Below are 16,492 nucleotides of genomic sequence, written 5' to 3' on the forward strand. Positions count from 1 at the left end.
AAGATCGGGGCCGTGCCGGCACCCCGTCAGGCCGTGTCTGCCTGCCCCCGGGCGGTCTCGCCGCGACTGCCGTGGAGATGTTCGGCCATCTCTTCCGGACTGGGGGCCGGCGGCAGGATCCGGGACTGGCCGGGTCGCAGGCCGTCGAGGAAGACGCCGACGTGCCGTGCCGTCAGTGCAGCTGCCTGCTCGGGCGGGAGGTGGGGCAGAGGACGGCACAGCAGCGCAGCGGTGGTGATCAGATCCACTGCCGTGACGTCTGCACGGATCACGTTGTGCCGGCGTCCCTCGGCAAGGATCTCTTCCAAGGCGGTGGCGATCTCTCGTTGCAGCTCACGAGCCTCAGGGGCGTCGGTCTGCGGTCCGCCGATCAAGGGGAGGACCAGCAGATCGCGGCTGTCGATCATCGCCCGCAAGAACGCCTCCACGGCTGCAGGCGGGTCCGTCCGCGCCTGCGGCACCGCTGCACGGGCTGCGTCCAAAACGATGCCGAATCCCTCGATGACGACCTGGGCGATCAGCGCCTCCCGGCCGGCGAAGCGCCGATAGAGCGTGGCGATGTTCACGCCCGCACGACGGGCGATCTCCTCCAGCGGGACGGCTGTGCCCGCTTCGAGGAAGGCGCTGCGGGCGGCACTCAGGATCTGGGCGCGATTGCGCGCTGCATCGGTACGCAACCGCGCACTTGCGCGTCCCTCGGCCGGGCTGGCGGTCACCGGGTACACCTCTGCTGTCGTCGTTACCTGCAGGCCGAGACTACGTCACCCACATAAGTGAAGGATTTCCTGCGGTTAGTGTTAGCCTCGACGAGTCTCCCTGGGCCGCGGCGCCCGCGCGGTGCGGATTGCACCGGACGCATGTCTGGCGCCCGGCAAGCCCCACTTCACCAAGAGGAAGGAACGCATCCCATGACTGCAGTGCACTGTTCGCGCTTCACAGAAAAAGTCGCCGTCGTCACCGGCGGCAGCCGAGGCATCGGAGCGGCGGTCGCGACGCGCCTGGCAGCAGAAGGCGCCGCTGTCGTGATCGGTTACCGAGGCAATGAGCAGGCAGCGCAGGACCTCGTCTCCACGCTCAGCGCCGATGGCGGCCGCGCCGTCGCGCTGCGCGCCGACGTCGCCGACCCCGGCCAGACCAGGGACCTGTTCGAGCAGGCCATGGATCTGTTCGGCCGGCTCGACGTTCTGGCCTCGTGCGCGGGCGTCGAACACTTCGACGCCCTGGAACACATAACTCCAGCCGACTTCGACCACGTCTTCGCCATCAACACCCGCGGCCAGCTGTTCGCGGCCCAGCAGGCAGCCGCTCACATGGGCATCGGTGGGAAGATCGTGCTCACCTCCTCGGTCAGCGCCACCCGTGCGGTCTTCGGCCACACCCTGTACGCCGCATCCAAGGCCGCCGTGGAAGCGATGGTGCTCAACCTCTCCGCCGAACTCGGCCAGCGCGGCATCACGATCAACGCCATCGCCCCCGGCGGCACGGCCACCGACATGGCCACAGAGCACGGAGCCAGTTACCAGCACCCCCAGCTCCGGGACACGATGTCGCTGGAGCAGTGGCTGTCGGTGCACGGTGCGCTCGGACGTCTGGCGCAGCCCGAGGAAGTCGCAGCAGGTTATGCCTTCCTCGCCAGCGACGACGCCGCCTACATGACCGGCCGCACCCTGCCCGTGGACGGCGGATTCTTCTGATGATCAGGCCGTCGGCACCAGCCGCGTCTCCCACCAGGCCAGGGGTCCTCGCGGGCGGTAGCGGTCCCTCCAGCCGCCGCCCCGGCAGGCTGCGACCGTCTCCTCGCGGAAACCGGGGTCGGTGGCCGGCCGCAATCCATCCGTGTCCGGGTGAGCGGTCCCTCGAACACGATCCCCCTGACGGGCCGCCGCCCCGCTGACGCCGGTCAAGCTCAGACGAGCCGCCGAGCGATCACTGCTAACTGGCAGCGCCTCTTACACGAGACAGACGCCGGAATACCTCACATCCCGCGTGTATCCCGTCGCGGACATTACTGCCGGGCGACTGTCGGTTCCCGCTCGCCCTTCAAAGCATCCTGCGCGAGGACCGCCAGGCATCCGGTACATCCCCACTGCCGTGATCTTGGAGCCCTTGCACCACAGTAAGAGGAGATACGAATGATCACCGGGCTGCACCATTACGCACTCGCTGTTCCGGGGCTCGATGTCGCCGATGAGTTCCTGCGCTCGTTCGGGCTTGAGACGAGCGCCGAGAGCAACCGCCTGGTGGCACGCTGCCCGGGCCGTGAGCAGGAGCAGGTGCTCATGGTCGAGGGGCCGGCCAAGCAGCTGTTCTACGTCGCCTTCAGCGTCGCGCCGGGCTCTCTGGACGCCTTGCGCGAGCGGCTGGAGCGGGCCGGTGTGGCACCTGTCGAGCCGCCGGCCGGTGCACCGGAGAGCGGTCTGTGGATCCTTGATCCCGACGGCACCCCGGTGCGGCTGCTGGAGACACAGCCCGCCTCCCCGCGGCAGATCCCGCCGGTGCTCTCCAACATCGGCTCTCAGTACCACCGGTTCGACACCCCCGGCTGGGAGACGGCCGAAGACGCGATGCCCCGCCGACTCGGACACTGCCTGCTGTTCACCCCCGCCATGGAGCCCATGGTGCGCTTCTACACCGAGGCACTCGGCCTGGCGGTCAGCGACCGGATCCCTGGCAAGGTGACCTTCCTCAACGCCGGCCCTGGCGACCACCACGTCTTCGGATTCATCGCCAGCACTCACCCCGGTTTCCACCACGGCAGTTACGAGGTGCCCTCGCTCGACGCCATCGCTCTCGGAGCCAGGCGCATGCTCGACCGCGGCTGGTCCCGCGGCTGGGGTCTGGGCCGCCACACCGTGGGATCCAACTACTTCCACTACATGGCGGACCCGTGGGGCAGCTGGATCGAGTGGTTCAGCGACATCGACCAGATCCGCGACTGCTGGATCCCCAAGGACTGGGATGTGCCACCGCAGCTGTGGGGCCCGCCCCCGCCGGCGGAATTCGTCAGCAACCTCGAGCCCCCGCGCTAGAACTCCAGCCAGCAGGAACTGCCAAGCCGGCCGGGAACCGCGCGGCCGGGTCTGCACCTCCCGCATCGGGTGGCCTACGACCTGCCCGGGTCAGGTGCGGAAGCGGGAGAACCAGCTGCCGGCCTTCTGCGCAGCGTGCTGGGCTTCCCGCTCCTGGCGGCGGCGCCCCTGAACGGTCTCCGTGACGCCGCAGCGATCGAGCACGAGGGCAAACCCAAGGCGGCCCTGGGCACGCCTGCGTTGTCGGTGGTGGAGCAAGGGCGGGCGCCGCCCCGCCGTGGCGGCCCCGAAGACCGACGCCGTGCGCACCACACTGGAGGGCCGTTCGATCGCCGCCCTTGCGCGCGAGCACGGCGTCAGCCGCGGCGCGATCCGCACGGTCGTCGCCGACCTCCTGCCCGACCACACCGCGACCGACGAGGACGCCCCGGCCCCGGAGTCACCGGTCACCCTCGAGAGCAACCGACTGGCACTGGTCACGGCGGCTTCTCCATGTGTGCATCGCGTGCGGGTCGTTGCGGTAGCTTTTCTCTTCGCTGCGGACGCGCTCGAGGACTTCTTCTTCCCTCCAGCAGTCGCGGACGAGGCGGCCCCCGCCGTCGACGGCTCCGGATCCTCGCATCCTGACGGTGCCTTCTGAGGAGAGACCTGCTCTAGGCGTCGGCGAGGAGGGGGTCGTACGCGGTGTTTGTGCGGCGGCCCGACATGAAGGCGAGGAAGTCGCCCACGAAGGCGCTTTGACTGTAGGTGCCGTCGGTGGTGGTGAGGTCGCGGTGGAAGGCGGTGCGGAAAAGGGTCCGGTACTCGTCGGCGTTGATTGTTCCGCTGCCGTCCTTGTCGGTGGCGTCGAAGAGAACCTCGGCGACGCGGATGAGTGCGGGTCCGGCGAGGGAGGGGACGGCGGCGGCGTACTCCTCGGCGCTGACGCGGCCATCGCCGTCCGTGTCGAGGGCGGTCTGCAGCTCGCGCCACCAGGCGGCGAAGGCGTCGTAGAGCCGGGTCTCCTCGGGCTCGTCCAGGTCGAGGCGGGTGGAGAGCTCACGGGCCATGGCGGCGAGGTCAGGCCAGTCGAGATGTCCGTCGCCGGTCTGGTCCAGCACCTTTCGGAAGAACACCTCCGCCGGACGCCGGCTCTCTGCCGCACCCGCTGAGGGTGCCGGATCAGGGGCGGGGCCGCCGCTCAGTGGTGTGAGGAGGCGGAGCAGCGCCGATGCCCGCTTCATGCGGGCGGCCAGGGCGGCCACGGTCCGGGCCCGGGGGTCGTCGCTGTCGGGTGAGAGGGAAAGGGCTTCGATGATGCTTTCAGCGTTGATCCAGCCCTCGGGTAGGAAGCGGGCGAGTCCGACGGCGCAGTAGGCGCCCTGCATGACAATGGAGGCGCCGGGCATCTCCGGCAAACCGGCCCGGCGCCGGTACGGCTCGGGGAGCGAGGCGACGGTGATCGCGCCCAGCAACGGACCGGCGACCGCCCGGCCCGCCGCCCACAGCGTCGGTGCCCCGTCGAGCAGCGCCGGAGCGGGCAGGTGGTCGAAAAGCCGGTAGAGGATGACGCGGGCCGCCTCGGTGTTCTCCAGTTCGTCCTCGACGATCCGGTCGAAGTATCGCCAGAAGTCGTGCAGCTCCTCGGGGAGTTCTGCGGCGTCGCCGTCGAGCGCGGCGAGGAACGCGCGGTACTCGGCGTACATCCGCTCCATGGTGTCCTGGTCGAGCGGCTGACCGCTGAGCCGGCACATGGTGACGGCGCTCTCGAAGAGAGTGGCGACCACCCAGGCCCGGGTCGCCCGGTCCATCGCGTCGTAGGCACGGCCGCGGGAATCGGAGCCGCTCATGCGGGCGTGCAGCCTGTTGAGCCGGGCGGCCTCCCGTTCCCGTACCGCGGGGTCGGTGCCGAACATGCGCCGCATACTCAGGAAGGTATTGCGCAGCCGGCGCCAAGGGTGAGCGACGAAGGTGGAGTTGTCGACGAGGGCGGCGCCGATCTGCGGGTGGGCAGCCTCCAGCACGGTGGCGCGGATCATGGCCAGCGCCCAGCGCGGGTCGTCGAAGAAGGCACTGAACCGTGATTCCGGGCCGAACAGGGGCGTCTCGTCGGCCGTTCCCGTGGTGGTCATGAGGAGTCTCCGTTCGAGCGGGGCGGCACGCCACCGAAACGGCGGTCGCGGCGCCGGTAGGTGTGCAAGCAGGCGAGAAAGTCGGGGGCCCGGAAGTCCGGCCAGAGCACCTCGGGGAAGACCCACTCGGCGTAGGCGACCTGCCAAAGCATGAAGTTGGAGATGCGCTGCTCGCCAGAGGTGCGGATGACCAGGTCGACATCGGGGGTGTCGGGGAACGGCAGGTGGTCCGCGAAGAGTCGCTCGGTCACCTCGTCCGCGGGTGTCCTGCTGCGGATCAGCGACCTGGCGGCCTCCACGATGTCCCGGCGCCCGCCGTGGTCAAAGGCCACGGTCAGCGTCATCCCCCGGTTGTCTGCGGTCAGCGTCGTCAGATCCTCGAAATCCCGGGCCAGCTCGCGGGGGATGCGCGGGTCGGAGACCCCGAGGAAACGGCAGCGGATGCCCCGGGCCAGCAGCAATGGCGCGTGCTTGCGCACGACCCGGCGGACCAGACACATCAGGAATTCGACCTCAGTGCCAGGACGGTTCCAGTTCTCGGTGGAGAAGGCATACAGGCTGAGCCACTCCACGCCGGAGGCCCGGGCCGCCTCGATGATGTCAATGACGGTGGTCTCAGCGGCCCGGTGCCCCGCCGTGCGGGGAAGAGAACGCCGCTGCGCCCAGCGGCCGTTGCCGTCCATCACGCAGGCCACGTGCCGCGGCACCGCACGCGCCGCCCCGTCGCCTTGCTGCTGCCCATCGGGGCCGCCACCGTACTGTCGCCCGCCCGGCCCGTCCCCCGTCGCCGCGCGTGCGCGCGGAACGTCATGGTCCCTCGTGGCCGGCTCCGTCCCGTCCGGAACGGCACGCTCGACCGTACCGCGCTCGGTCACACCCACCCCGTCTCACCGCCCAGGCGCCTCACCCACGCCCCCACCGGCGCGTTCCCTCCTGGGAGTCTGACAGCGCGAAAGAGGCCCGACCGGCCAAGTGGGTGGCCGCCACCCTCAGCTCGTGTGTCCGATTCCCCGTAGCGGACCGCCGGAACGACAGGCTGCGTGGGCGGCTGAGCATCGCCGTACCTTTCTTCACCTTTCTTCGGCCGCGCTCGTCGCCGGGGGCAGGGCGTGCGGGAGCGGTCTGGTGCGACGGCTGTATTGCGGCCGCACCAGGTCGTGCAGGTGGGTATGGGCGGTGGAGGGCGGCCGTGGTCCGGGCCGGGGCTCGGGCCGGTCGGCTGGACCGTCCTCGGTGGTGCGGATCAGTCCGTGCGGGGATACTCGTACGGCGCCATCGGGTGCCAGCGAACAGGTGCTGGATCTCGTTGCAGGTCAGCGGAATGAGGTCGTCGGAGGCCGGACAGGTGTGCTCGTCGGCGCGGACGACGGCGAGGAAGGCATGGGCGAGCATGGCGAGGGTGACCCAGCGGGACCAGGAGGGGTAGCGGCGGAGCTGGTGCTCGTCCAGGCCGGCCAGCTCCTTCTCGGTCTGGAATGTCTCCTCCACCCGCCACCTTGATCCGGCGACCCTGACCAGGGTGGTCAGCGGAACCGGCAGAGGTGCGCGTCCCGTCCGGTCAGGACCGGTACGGCCCCGCTGTCGTCGGGCATGCTCACGGCGCTCATGTTCTCGTTCCCCGCCCTCCGCAACGCTCACCGCGCCTCCGCCGTCTCTTCCGGCCGCCCGCACAGTAGACCTGACGCGCGGGACGGAACGGGAATGGCGTGCGGCCGGTGCGGGCCCCGCCCCGGCGCCGGACAGCTCTCCGGCGCCGTGGTGGCCGTCAGCCGCCGTCGCCGGGCCGGAGGGGACTCACCTGGGGGACCGATGCCTTGCCCGTGTTGGAGACTTCTCCTCCGGTCCAGCGGACTCTGAGCGACGCCGTCTCGTCGGGCGGCGTGACGAGCACGGCGGCCGGTGTCACGGTCGTGACCCGGGTCGCAGCCGGATTGGTGAAGGACAGCGCCGCCCAGGCGCTCTTTCCGGGGGCGAGCGTCACGACCAGCGTGTCCTGCCCGCCGGTCCGCTCGGGGTTCGGTGTGACGGCGTCGCCGGCGCTGTCGACGAACGCGATCCCCGGGAAGCCGTGCACCGTGCAGGTGCGCCGGGAGCCGTTCGTCAGGACGACGGAGAAGTTCTCCTGTCCGGCTCCGGGGTGGTCCGGTCCGATGGATGCGCGCAGCTCGGAGCTGTGGCAGCGCGATCCCCGCGGGGCCGCGGACGCCGGTGCGGTCCCGGTGCCGGCGGATGCGGTGGGCGTCGTTGGCGTCGTTCCGTCCGTGGGGCCCGTGGTTCCGCCGTTTCCGGACCCCTGGCCCGTGGCCGCCGACGGCTGCCCCGTGCCGTTCGTGGCCGGGCCGCTGCCCGCGGCGCCGCCCGGTCCGTCGCTGGTGCAGCCGGTCAGTACGGCTGCGAGCGCGGCGCAGCAGGCGAGCGCGGCGGCCTTGGCTCTGTGGTGCGTCATGGTGTGCCTTCCTCGAACTGCTGCACGGACGTCTACCGACGTCGCAGCAGGTACTTGTGCCGTCCGGACAGCACGAGTTCGCCGCGCTGGTTGTGGACGGTGGCCTCGGTGACCACGATCCCGTTGTCGCCCTCCGGCACCAGGTCGGTGATGGAGAGCTGCGGGTACAGGGTGTCGCCGGAGTGGACCTCGCCCAGGAAGGTGCAGGACACCTCCAGGAAGCTGATGAAGACCTCGCCGATGAGGTGCGGGAACAAGGTGGCCCCGGGCGCGGTGAAGGCGAGCACCTGGAGGCCGTGCACCACCGGCGCGGCATGTCCGTGCCGGCGCGCCCACTCGGCGTCGTAGTGCACCGGGTGGTTGTCCGCGGACACCGTCTGGAAGGCCGCGGCGTGCGCGTCCGTCAGGGTGCGGCTGGGGGCCCGGAAGACCTCGCCGACGCGCAGGTCCCAGAACGTCCTGCCCGGTACGACGAGGAAGGCGTCGGGGTCGAACCCGGCCGCCGCGGCGACGGCCGGTGACGCGGTGGGGTGCGTCTCCATCACTCGGATCCTTCGATGCGGGCGGTGAGAAGGTTGGGATCGTCGTTGGTGACGTAGGCGCCGCTGGCGACGTAGGCCGTGGTGCCCCGGACGGCCAGGGACGTGGGGTTCTCCAGCCCGTCGGCGGCGGACAGCACCGTCGTGTGGCTGCCGTCCGGCTTGACCAGGGCCACCTCGCTGGCCGCGTTGAGCGCGACGAGCAGGGTGTTGCCGCCGCCGGCGAAGGCGATGTCGTCGATGCCGGCGAGGCCCGTGGCGCGCGTCTCGACGCGGCCGGCGGTGCCGTCCCGGCCGATCGGTATGCGGAGCACGGTGCCCTGGTCCAGGTTGGACACCCAGGCCGCGCCATCGTGGATCTTGATGCCGTTGGCTCCGAGGAAACCGGCCGGTGCCAACTCGGGCGCGGCGGCCCACGCGGTGGGCCTGCCTCCGGTGCTCGGCACCCGCCAGACCGTGCCCTGGAGCGAGTCGGCGATGTACAGCAGGCCGCTGTGCCGGTCGAGGGCCAGCCCGTTGGGCACGCCGTCGGCCGGGAGGGCGGCGATGCGCTGCGGGGTGCCGCCCGAGCGCAGGCGCCACACGCCGGTCAGGTCGGTGGTGCCGGTGGCATACAGGAAGTACAGCGTGCCGTCGTGGGCGCGCACGATCCCGCCGAGGAACGGTGCGGTCAGGACGGGGGTGGCGGACCCGGCCGGGGGTGCCGGCAGGGTGGCGAGGACGTGGGTCCGGCCGTCGGGGGTGATGCGGGCGACCTGGCGGCTGAAGGCGAAGGTGACGTCGGCGCTGCCGTCGGGCTCCAGGGTGATGTTCTCCGGCCGCTGTCCGTCAGCCAGGTTCAGGTGCGCCACGACGCGCACGTCCGACAACGGGGCGGTGGCCGCGGTCGCCGGGCCTTGGACGCTCAGGGCGAGCGCCACGGCCGCGGCCGTGGCCAGGAGGGCGGTCCTCGCCCCCGTCATGCTTGTCGGCATGTGCTTCCTTTCCGTCCTGCTGGTTCACGTTCCGCCGGTACGCCGCGCCGAATTCGGCGTCACCGGAGCTGAATCGCGGTCGGCGTGACGGAGCCGACGTCCTGATGCGGCGGCTTCCCTGAATCGTCGCCCACTCCGGGCACAGGTGTGGGAACCGCCGGGGTTCAGTGCACTGGTGGCACACGACTGTGCATTCCGGGTCGCCGCGGAAGGCACTCCTGCGTGCGCTCCCGGCCCGCCCGGCACCGCCGTGGCCGTCGGCACGTTCACGGCGTCCGGGGCCCCACCGGACAGTGCACCGACAGGTAGGGGTCTGTGCGTTCTCGTTCCAGAACGCACTGAAAGGCTTGCCTATCGTCGTGATCGCCGCGAGCAGTCCGACGGGCCTCGCCGCACTCAGGCGGGAGGGGCCCCATGGTCGGGTCCGGCCCGCCTTCCCCCGACCTCACCGGGCGCCGTGGCCCGCGCGCCGTCGCCCGAGAATCCAGGAGAGCCCTTCCATGTCTTCCCGCCGTGTCATCCGAATCGGGCGCACGACCGCTCTCGCGGCCGTCTTTCCGCTGGCGCTCGGCAGCCTCGCCGTCACCGCCCACGCGCTGACCTCCGACTCCTCCGCGACGTCGTCGCAGGCGAGGCAGCACGCCACGCAGCCCGGCGTGGTCCTGGAGCACGATGCCCAGGCGTTCGCCGACGCCGCGGCCAAGAACCCGCCGATCTACACCCTGTCCTACGCCGACGCCCGCAAGGCGCTGGACGACGCCCAGGCCGGCCCGGTGAAGGTGCTGCCCGCGGACGTCTCCCGCCGCACGCTGCCCGTCGGTCCGACCGGCAAGGTGACCGTCCGCATCGTCCGCCCCGCGGGCGCCACCGGCAAGCTTCCCGTGGTGATGTACTTCCACGGCGGCGGCTGGGTCCTGGGTGACGAGAGCACCCACGACCGGCTGGTGCGGCAGATCGCCAACGGCGCCCACGCCGCCGTCGTCTTCGTCGACTACACCCCGTCGCCCGAGGCCCGCTACCCGATCGCCATCGAACAGGCCTACGCGGCCACGTCCTGGGTGGCCAAGCACGGCAGTGAGATCAACCTCGACGGCTCCCGGATGGCCGTCGCCGGCGACAGCGTCGGCGGCAACATGACCGCGGCGGTCACCCTCATGGCCAAGCAGCGCGGCGGCCCGGCCCTGCGCGAGCAGGTGCTCTTCTACCCGGTCACCGACTCCAAGTTCACCACCGGCTCCTACCGTGAGTTCGCCAACGGCCCCTGGCTCACCCGCAAGGCCATGCAGTGGTTCTGGGACGCCTACGCCCCCAGCAAGAAGGACCGCAACCAGATCCTGGCCTCCCCGCTGCGCGCCAGCCTCAACCAGCTCAAGGGACTGCCCAAGGCGCTCGTCATCACCGATGAGGCCGACGTGCTCCGCGACGAGGGCGAGGCCTACGCCGCCAAGCTCCGCGCCGCGGGCAACGACGTGACGGCCGTCCGCTACGAAGGCACGATCCACGACTTCGCGATGCTCAACGCCCTGTCCGATACCAACGCCGCCAAGGCTGCGGTCGCCCAGGCCAACGCGTTCCTCCACGCTGGCCTCCACAACGGCCGCTGACCCCGCGCCCGGTGGCCCCGCCACTCGGCGGGGCCGCCGACCCGTCACCGACCCTGGAAGCGGCGCGCGGTTGTCCGCCCGTCCGGCGTCAGCAGGAGGCCCACCGGGTCACCTTGGCCGTGGCGTCGTAGTCACTCGGTTCGTAGGTGCCGTTCGCGGTCCAGTCGTGCTTCCTGCTCGCCCACATGGTCGGGCTGTCGCAGGTCGACGTGGTGAACAGACCCTGGTCCGCGGAGTTCTTCAGCTCGAAGCGCGCGTGCCACACGTCGCCGCTGAGGGTGAAGTCCGTCCGGGTCCGTGCGCTGAACGTGAGGCGGCCGCCGGCGTACAACCGCAGCCCGCCGTACGCGCACTCGTCGAACGGTACGAGAGGGCCGACCCGGAAGACGACGCGGAGGCGGCCCTGGCGCTGCCCGCATGCACACGGCCGGGCCGGGCCGTGCATCTGCGGTACGCCGTCCTGCTCGCCGCCTGTGTACTCGTCGCGTACGTCATCGCCCTGCCGCTGCACGGCCCACGCGGCTACTGGCTGCCCATGACCGTGGCGTTCATCCACCAACCCGACTTCGGTCCCGTTCTGCGCCGGGCGCTGTACCGCTGCGCCGGCACGTTCGTCGGCGTGGCCGCGATCGGCGCGGTGACCCTGCTGACCGGCAATTCCGCCGGCGCGCTCGTCGGGACGGTGCCGGTCTCCACTTCCGGTTCCGGCGATTCTCCATGCGGTGCCGGACCGGCCCCTGCCCGAAAAGCACAGGTCCATGGATCAGTGAGAACCAAGATGAGGCACATGCGGTGAACATGCTCAACCAGTGGCCGGCCCGGCTCGCCCCCGCCGGGCTGGCCCTCGCTCTGCTGACCGGGTGTACCGCCCTCGGCGAGAGTCCCCGCGTGGTGGTCGGAATGTCCGACGGCGTACTGGCCACGGACCCCGCTTCCGGCTACGACCCGGGCTCCTGGCTGTTGTTCAACAACGTCTTCCAGTCGCTGCTCAGCTTCCCCGCCGGAGGCACGGAGCCCGAGCCGGACGCCGCCGAAGCGTGCTATTTCACGGACGGCCACGCCAAAGTCCTCAAATGCGTCCTCAGGGACGGCCTGCGCTTCAGCAACGGAGACCCCCTGACCGCACAGGACGTCAAGTTCTCCTTCGACCGCACCCTGCGGATCGACGACGCGGCCGGTCCGGCGGTCATGTTCAGCGCGCTCGAAAGGATCGACACACCGGACGACAAGACCGTCGTCTTCCGGCTGAAGGTCCCCGACGCCACCTTCCCCAGCAAGATAGCGTCCGGCGCGGGCTCCATCGTGGACCACCGGCAGTACCACAAGGACGAGCTGCGCACGGACGGCCAGGCGGTCGGTTCCGGCCCCTACAAGCTGGACAGCTTCAGCAGGAAGGAAGCGGTCTTCTCGGTCAACGAGCAGTACAAGGGAACCGCCAGGGTGCAGAACACCGGCGTCCGGCTGCGGTTCTTCCACGGCGACCAGGACGCCCTGCAGCAGGCCCTGCTCGACGACCAGGTCGACGTCGCCTACCGGGGTCTGACCGCCCAGGACATCTCCGACATCGACCTCCAGAGCGGCCGCAAGGACGTCGACGTCGTCGAGGGCAGCAGCGCGGAGGTCCAGCACCTGGTCTTCAACATGCGCGACCCCGTCGCCGGGAACCTCGCCGTGCGCAAGGCCATCGCCCACGTGCTCGACCGCGACGCCCTCGTCAAGGAGGTCTACCGGGACACCGCGATCCCGCTGTACTCGATCGTCCCGGCCGGCATCGACGGCCACACCACGGCCTTCTTCGACGCGTACGGCGGCCGTCCCTCCGTGGCCCGGGCCGCCGCGGTGCTGCGCGCCGACGGGATCACCGACAAGGTGAAGCTGACCCTCTGGTCCACGCCGATCCGCTACGGCCCGGCCACGGACCAGGAGATGGAGGCGATCGCCGCACAGCTCAATGACAGCGGGCTGTTCGACGCCACGGTGAAATCCGTGCCGTACGAACGGTACGAGCGGGACATCGCCGAGGGGAAGTACGGCGTCTACATCAAGGGCTGGGTGCCGGACTACCCCGACGCCGACAACTTCACGGCCCCCTTCTTCGGCAAGGGCAACGTGCTGGGCAACCACTACGAGAACAGCACCATCACCGGCAAGCTGCTCCCGAGCACCGCCGCCGAGAGCCACCGCACGGACGCCGACGCGACGTTCGGCGAGATCCAGGACATCGTGGCCCGGCAGATCCCCGTCCTGCCGGTGTGGCAGGCCAAGCAGTACGCGGTCGTCCGCGACGGCGTCCACGGCGTCGACTACTGCCTGGACCCCTCCACGGTGTTCCGGTTCTGGGAGATCAGCAAGGACTGAGCCCGCCTGAACCCGCCCCGCGGCACGGCACACGTCCCGCCGGTGAACACCGGCCGGACGTCTGCCGTGTCAGCGTTTCCCGGCCCACGCCCACCGTGCGAGGCCGACACCGCCCGCCGCCTCGTTGCCCCCTGTCGACGCGCCGCGCCCACTGTCGGGGCGGGCTTGCGGCCGGGGCCGGGCTTGCGGCCGGGAGCGGACGTGTTGCCGGGGCCGGGCCGCTGCCGTGCCTGCGCCTGCCCCTGCGCCTGTTGCCGGGACCGGTTTGCTGTCGGGGGCGGGCGTGTTGCCGGGGCCGGCTTGCCGCCGTGCCTGCGCCTGTTTCCGCGCGCCTGCTGCCGCTGCCGCTGCCGCTGCCGCGCCCGCGCCCGGTGCCGGTGCCGCGCCCCGGTGCCGCGCCCGTGTCCGTGCTCGTGCCATGCCCGTGCCCTCGGCTGGTGCCCCGTGTCCGCTGCCGGGGGCCGCCTTCCCGCCGGCCGTCCCCGGCGGGGCGGGTCAGTCCGGGGTGCGCAGGTCGGCGATGACCGCGGTCAGGCCCTGGACCGTCGGCGCGTCGAAGAAGGCGAGCAACGGCACCTCGACGCCCAGCCGGTCGAGGATCCGCGCCGAGATCCGGGCCACCGTCAGCGAGTGGCCGCCGAGGTCGAAGAGGTCCTCGGTGTCGCCCAGGTCCGGCACCCGCAGCACCTCGCACCAGATCTGCCGTACCGACGCCAGCAGGTCCTCCGGGTCCGACCCGGCCGCCGGGGCCGCCTCCGGCGGCGACGGGAGCGCCGAGCGGTCGAGCTTGCCGTTCGGTGTGGCCGGCAGGCTGTCGAGGGCGACGAACGTCTCCGGCACCATGTAGGCCGGCAGCGACGCGGCCAGCGCGCGCCTCAGCCCGCCTCCGTCCGCCCCGCCGACGACGTAGCCCACCAGCCTGCCCTCCCGCACCGCGGCGGCGGCCTGGTCCACGCCGGGCACGGCGAGCAGCCGGGACTCGATCTCACCCAGCTCGATCCGGTAGCCCCTGAGCTTCACCTGGTCGTCGGCCCTGCCGAGGAACTCCAGCCGCCCGTCGGCCAGTCGCCGCACCTGGTCCCCGGTCCGGTACATGCGGCTGCCCGGCGGCCCGGAGACCTCGGGCAGGAACCGCTCCCGGTCCAGCTCCGGCCGGCCGAGGTAGCCGGCGGCGAGCCCGGCGCCGGCGAGGTAGAGGTCGCCGGGCAGGCCCACCGGAACCGGTGACAGGCGCCCGTCGAGCACGTAGGCCCGGGTGTTCGCCAGCGGACGGCCGATCGTCACCCGCTCCGGCTCGGGACCGATCTCGTCCGCCGTGGACCAGACGGTCGCCTCGGTCGGCCCGTACAGGTTGACGAGTCTGCCGACCCTGGGGCGCAGCCGCCGGGCCAGTGTCGGCGGGAGGGCCTCACCGCCGGTGATCGCGGTGATCGCGGGCGCGGTGAAGCCGGCGTCCAGGAGCATCGCCCAGCCGGTCGGGGTCGCCTGCATATGGGTGACCCGCTCGCGGTCGATCAGCTCGCGCAGCATCGAGCCGTCACGCGTCCGGGCCCCGCTCGCCATGACCACCGTGCCGCCGGTGACCAGCGGCAGGAAGAACTCGGGCACGGACATGTCGAACGCCGCCGAGGCCGCCGCCAGCCAGCGGGCGTCCGGCCGGGAGTCCAGCAGGTCCCGCATCGACAGCAGCAGGTTGACCAGTGACCGGTGCTCGATCCGCACGCCCTTGGGACGGCCGGTCGAGCCGGAGGTGTAGATGACGTAGGCCAGGTCGTCCGGGGCCGGGAACGGGAGCAGGGGCGCGGAGAGTCTCGGTGCCGCGGCAGCCGCCGACTCGGGAGGGACGAAATCCCCGATGGCGGCGGCCAGTTCGGTGTCTGTCAGTTCGTGGGCGGCCCCGGAGTCCGCCACGATGAAGCCGAGCCGCTCCGCCGGATACTCCGCGTCGAGCGGAAGATAGGCCGCTCCGGCCTTGAGGACGCCGAGCAGCCCGGCCGGCAGCGACTCCGTCCGGCCGGCCCGTACCGCGACGAGATCTCCCGGACCGACGCCCTTGTCGCGCAGCCGGCCGGCGATCCGGGTCGCGGCGGCGTCCAGCTGGGCGTAGGTGAGCCGGCGGTCCTCGTGGATGACGGCGACCGCGTCGGGCCTGCGGGCGACCTGCTCCGCGAACAGCTCCGGGACGGTCGCCGGAGGACGGCCGACGGCGGTGCCGTTGTGCTCGGCGAGCAGCCGGTCGCGCTCCTCCCGGTCCAGCAGGGGCAGTTCGGCCAGCGCGGTGTCCGGGGCGGCCGCGATGCGGGTCAGCACGGACAGCCAGTGCCGGCCGATGCCCCGCACGTCGTCGCCCGTCAGCGAGCGCGACGGGTACCGGAGTATCGCCTCGATGCCGTCCGGTCCGTCCAGCAGGGCCATGTCGAGAGTGTGGCGGACGGCGCCGTCCCCCGGTTCCCGGTCCACCGTGGCGACGACACCGGGGAAGCACGGCGCCGGGGTCCACTGGCGGTAGGTCAGGTGGACGGGGACCTGCGCCGTCTCCGCTCCGGCACGGACCGGCGGCACGTCGCACACCCGGTGGAGTGCGCGCAGTCCGGAGCCGACCTCCCGGGCGAACTCCGCGAACGGCGTGCCGCCCTGCGGAGCGGAGGAGAAGGGCAGCTCGTTGACGAGGTCACCGATGCGTGCGTGCTCGCCCGGGGCGCGCGTGTCGAAGTCGAGAGCCGTGACCGGCGCCGGGTTGCCGTAACGGAACAGCACGGCGTGCACGGACGCCACCATCAGCGCGTACGGGGTGACGCCGATGCGCTCGGCCACGTCGTGGAGGGCGTTGCGCAGCCCCGCCGCCACGCCCGTCTCCACCGCCGCGCCGTCCCGCACGCCCCGGACGCCCAGGCCGGCTCCGTCCAGCCCGGGGAGCAGCAGGCCGCCGTCGACCGGGTGGGCCGCCCAGTACCGCCGCGCGAGCGGCAGCGCGGCGCCGATCCGCTGCTCCTCGTTCCCGCCGGGAGCCAGTTCCGGCAGGCCGGGATCGGTGCCCTTCGTCTCCGCGCGGTAGAACGCGGCGAGGTCGCTCACGAACACGTCCACCGACCTGTGGTCGAAGACCCGCCGGGAGGCGACGACCCGCAGCCGGTGCTCGCCTGCTCCGACCGGCTCCAGTACCGCACGGCACAGCGGACCGCGGGCGAGGGCCGGGTGCCTGCGCAGTACGGCGTCACGGGCGCGGTCCAGCGCCGCCGGGTCCAGGTCGCCGTGGAAGTGAACGGAGAACGACAGGCGGTGCTCGCCACCGTCCTCGTCGAGCAGCGCGTGGGGCATGGAAAAAGGTCCTGTCACCGTCAGAGAGAAAAACGATCTGCCTGATCTTCGCTGCCCCGGGAACTATTTCGCGCCGTTCGGCCAAGCCTGCCCGAACGCCCGATCGGTGTGCC

14 protein-coding genes and 1 pseudogene are annotated in these 16,492 nt (G+C 71.6%); 6 read left to right on the plus strand and 9 right to left on the minus strand.

Going from position 1 to position 16,492, the window contains the following annotated elements:
* Positions 1-26: 26 nt before the first annotated feature.
* Entirely contained in the window at positions 27-716 is a 690-nt protein-coding gene (locus AB0F03_RS33640) for a TetR family transcriptional regulator (RefSeq protein WP_361999143.1), read from the minus strand.
* A gap of 192 nt (positions 717-908) precedes the next feature.
* Between AB0F03_RS33640 and AB0F03_RS33645 the strand changes: the two genes are divergently transcribed.
* The 3 genes from AB0F03_RS33645 to AB0F03_RS33655 all read left to right on the plus strand — a co-directional run bounded on the left by AB0F03_RS33645 (position 909) and on the right by AB0F03_RS33655 (position 3,669).
* On the plus strand, positions 909-1,694 hold the full coding sequence (locus AB0F03_RS33645; protein WP_361999144.1) for an SDR family oxidoreductase: 786 nt from the start codon (positions 909-911) through the stop codon (positions 1,692-1,694).
* Positions 1,695-2,132: 438 nt separating this feature from the next.
* The gene (locus tag AB0F03_RS33650; RefSeq protein ID WP_361999147.1) at positions 2,133-3,029 is read left to right on the plus strand and encodes a VOC family protein; all 897 of its coding nucleotides are present in this window, start codon (positions 2,133-2,135) and stop codon (positions 3,027-3,029) included.
* A 301-nt stretch (positions 3,030-3,330) separates the two neighbouring features.
* Positions 3,331-3,669, plus strand: coding sequence for a hypothetical protein (locus AB0F03_RS33655; RefSeq protein ID WP_361999150.1), 339 nt, complete (start codon positions 3,331-3,333; stop codon positions 3,667-3,669).
* 13 nt (positions 3,670-3,682) lie between these two features.
* Here the strand turns inward: AB0F03_RS33655 and AB0F03_RS33660 are convergent, their stop codons facing one another.
* From AB0F03_RS33660 to AB0F03_RS33685, 6 genes and pseudogenes are all read right to left on the minus strand, one after another.
* Complete coding sequence (locus tag AB0F03_RS33660; RefSeq protein ID WP_361999153.1) at positions 3,683-5,140, minus strand: oxygenase MpaB family protein; 1,458 nt, start codon at positions 5,138-5,140, stop codon at positions 3,683-3,685.
* A complete protein-coding gene (gene uppS, locus AB0F03_RS33665) occupies positions 5,137-5,847 on the minus strand; it encodes a polyprenyl diphosphate synthase (protein WP_361999155.1) in 711 nt (236 codons plus the stop codon). Before uppS ends, AB0F03_RS33660 begins: the two co-directional genes overlap by 4 nt.
* Before the next feature lie 652 nt (positions 5,848-6,499).
* Positions 6,500-6,667: pseudogene (locus AB0F03_RS33670) on the minus strand (IS701 family transposase); the annotation flags it as partial.
* 238 nt (positions 6,668-6,905) lie between these two features.
* Positions 6,906-7,586, minus strand: a complete 681-nt coding sequence (locus AB0F03_RS33675; RefSeq protein WP_361999157.1) for a DUF4232 domain-containing protein — start codon at positions 7,584-7,586, stop codon at positions 6,906-6,908.
* 32 nt (positions 7,587-7,618) lie between these two features.
* On the minus strand, positions 7,619-8,128 hold the full coding sequence (locus AB0F03_RS33680; RefSeq protein WP_361999159.1) for a MaoC family dehydratase: 510 nt from the start codon (positions 8,126-8,128) through the stop codon (positions 7,619-7,621).
* A complete protein-coding gene (locus tag AB0F03_RS33685) occupies positions 8,128-9,099 on the minus strand; it encodes a hypothetical protein (RefSeq protein WP_361999162.1) in 972 nt (323 codons plus the stop codon). The genes AB0F03_RS33680 and AB0F03_RS33685 overlap by 1 nt, the downstream gene beginning before the upstream one ends.
* 500 nt (positions 9,100-9,599) lie before the next feature.
* On the opposite strand from AB0F03_RS33685, the gene AB0F03_RS33690 reads away from it, so the two are divergent.
* Positions 9,600-10,703: an alpha/beta hydrolase gene (locus AB0F03_RS33690; protein ID WP_361999165.1), complete on the plus strand. Its 1,104-nt coding sequence runs from the start codon at positions 9,600-9,602 to the stop codon at positions 10,701-10,703.
* A gap of 88 nt (positions 10,704-10,791) precedes the next feature.
* Here the strand turns inward: AB0F03_RS33690 and AB0F03_RS33695 are convergent, their stop codons facing one another.
* Complete coding sequence (locus AB0F03_RS33695) at positions 10,792-11,214, minus strand: DUF6294 family protein (RefSeq protein ID WP_361999167.1); 423 nt, start codon at positions 11,212-11,214, stop codon at positions 10,792-10,794.
* On the opposite strand from AB0F03_RS33695, the gene AB0F03_RS33700 reads away from it, so the two are divergent.
* A complete protein-coding gene (locus AB0F03_RS33700; RefSeq protein ID WP_361999169.1) occupies positions 11,143-11,499 on the plus strand; it encodes an FUSC family protein in 357 nt (118 codons plus the stop codon). The genes AB0F03_RS33695 and AB0F03_RS33700 overlap by 72 nt on opposite strands.
* A 2-nt stretch (positions 11,500-11,501) precedes the next feature.
* Positions 11,502-13,061: an ABC transporter substrate-binding protein gene (locus AB0F03_RS33705; RefSeq protein WP_361999195.1), complete on the plus strand. Its 1,560-nt coding sequence runs from the start codon at positions 11,502-11,504 to the stop codon at positions 13,059-13,061.
* Between the two features lie 495 nt (positions 13,062-13,556).
* Here the strand turns inward: AB0F03_RS33705 and AB0F03_RS33710 are convergent, their stop codons facing one another.
* Positions 13,557-16,379: an amino acid adenylation domain-containing protein gene (locus AB0F03_RS33710; RefSeq protein ID WP_361999171.1), complete on the minus strand. Its 2,823-nt coding sequence runs from the start codon at positions 16,377-16,379 to the stop codon at positions 13,557-13,559.
* Positions 16,380-16,492 lie beyond the last annotated feature (113 nt).

It is taken from the genome of Streptomyces sp. NPDC028722 (assembly GCF_040637655.1).
GTDB lineage: Bacteria > Actinomycetota > Actinomycetes > Streptomycetales > Streptomycetaceae > Streptomyces.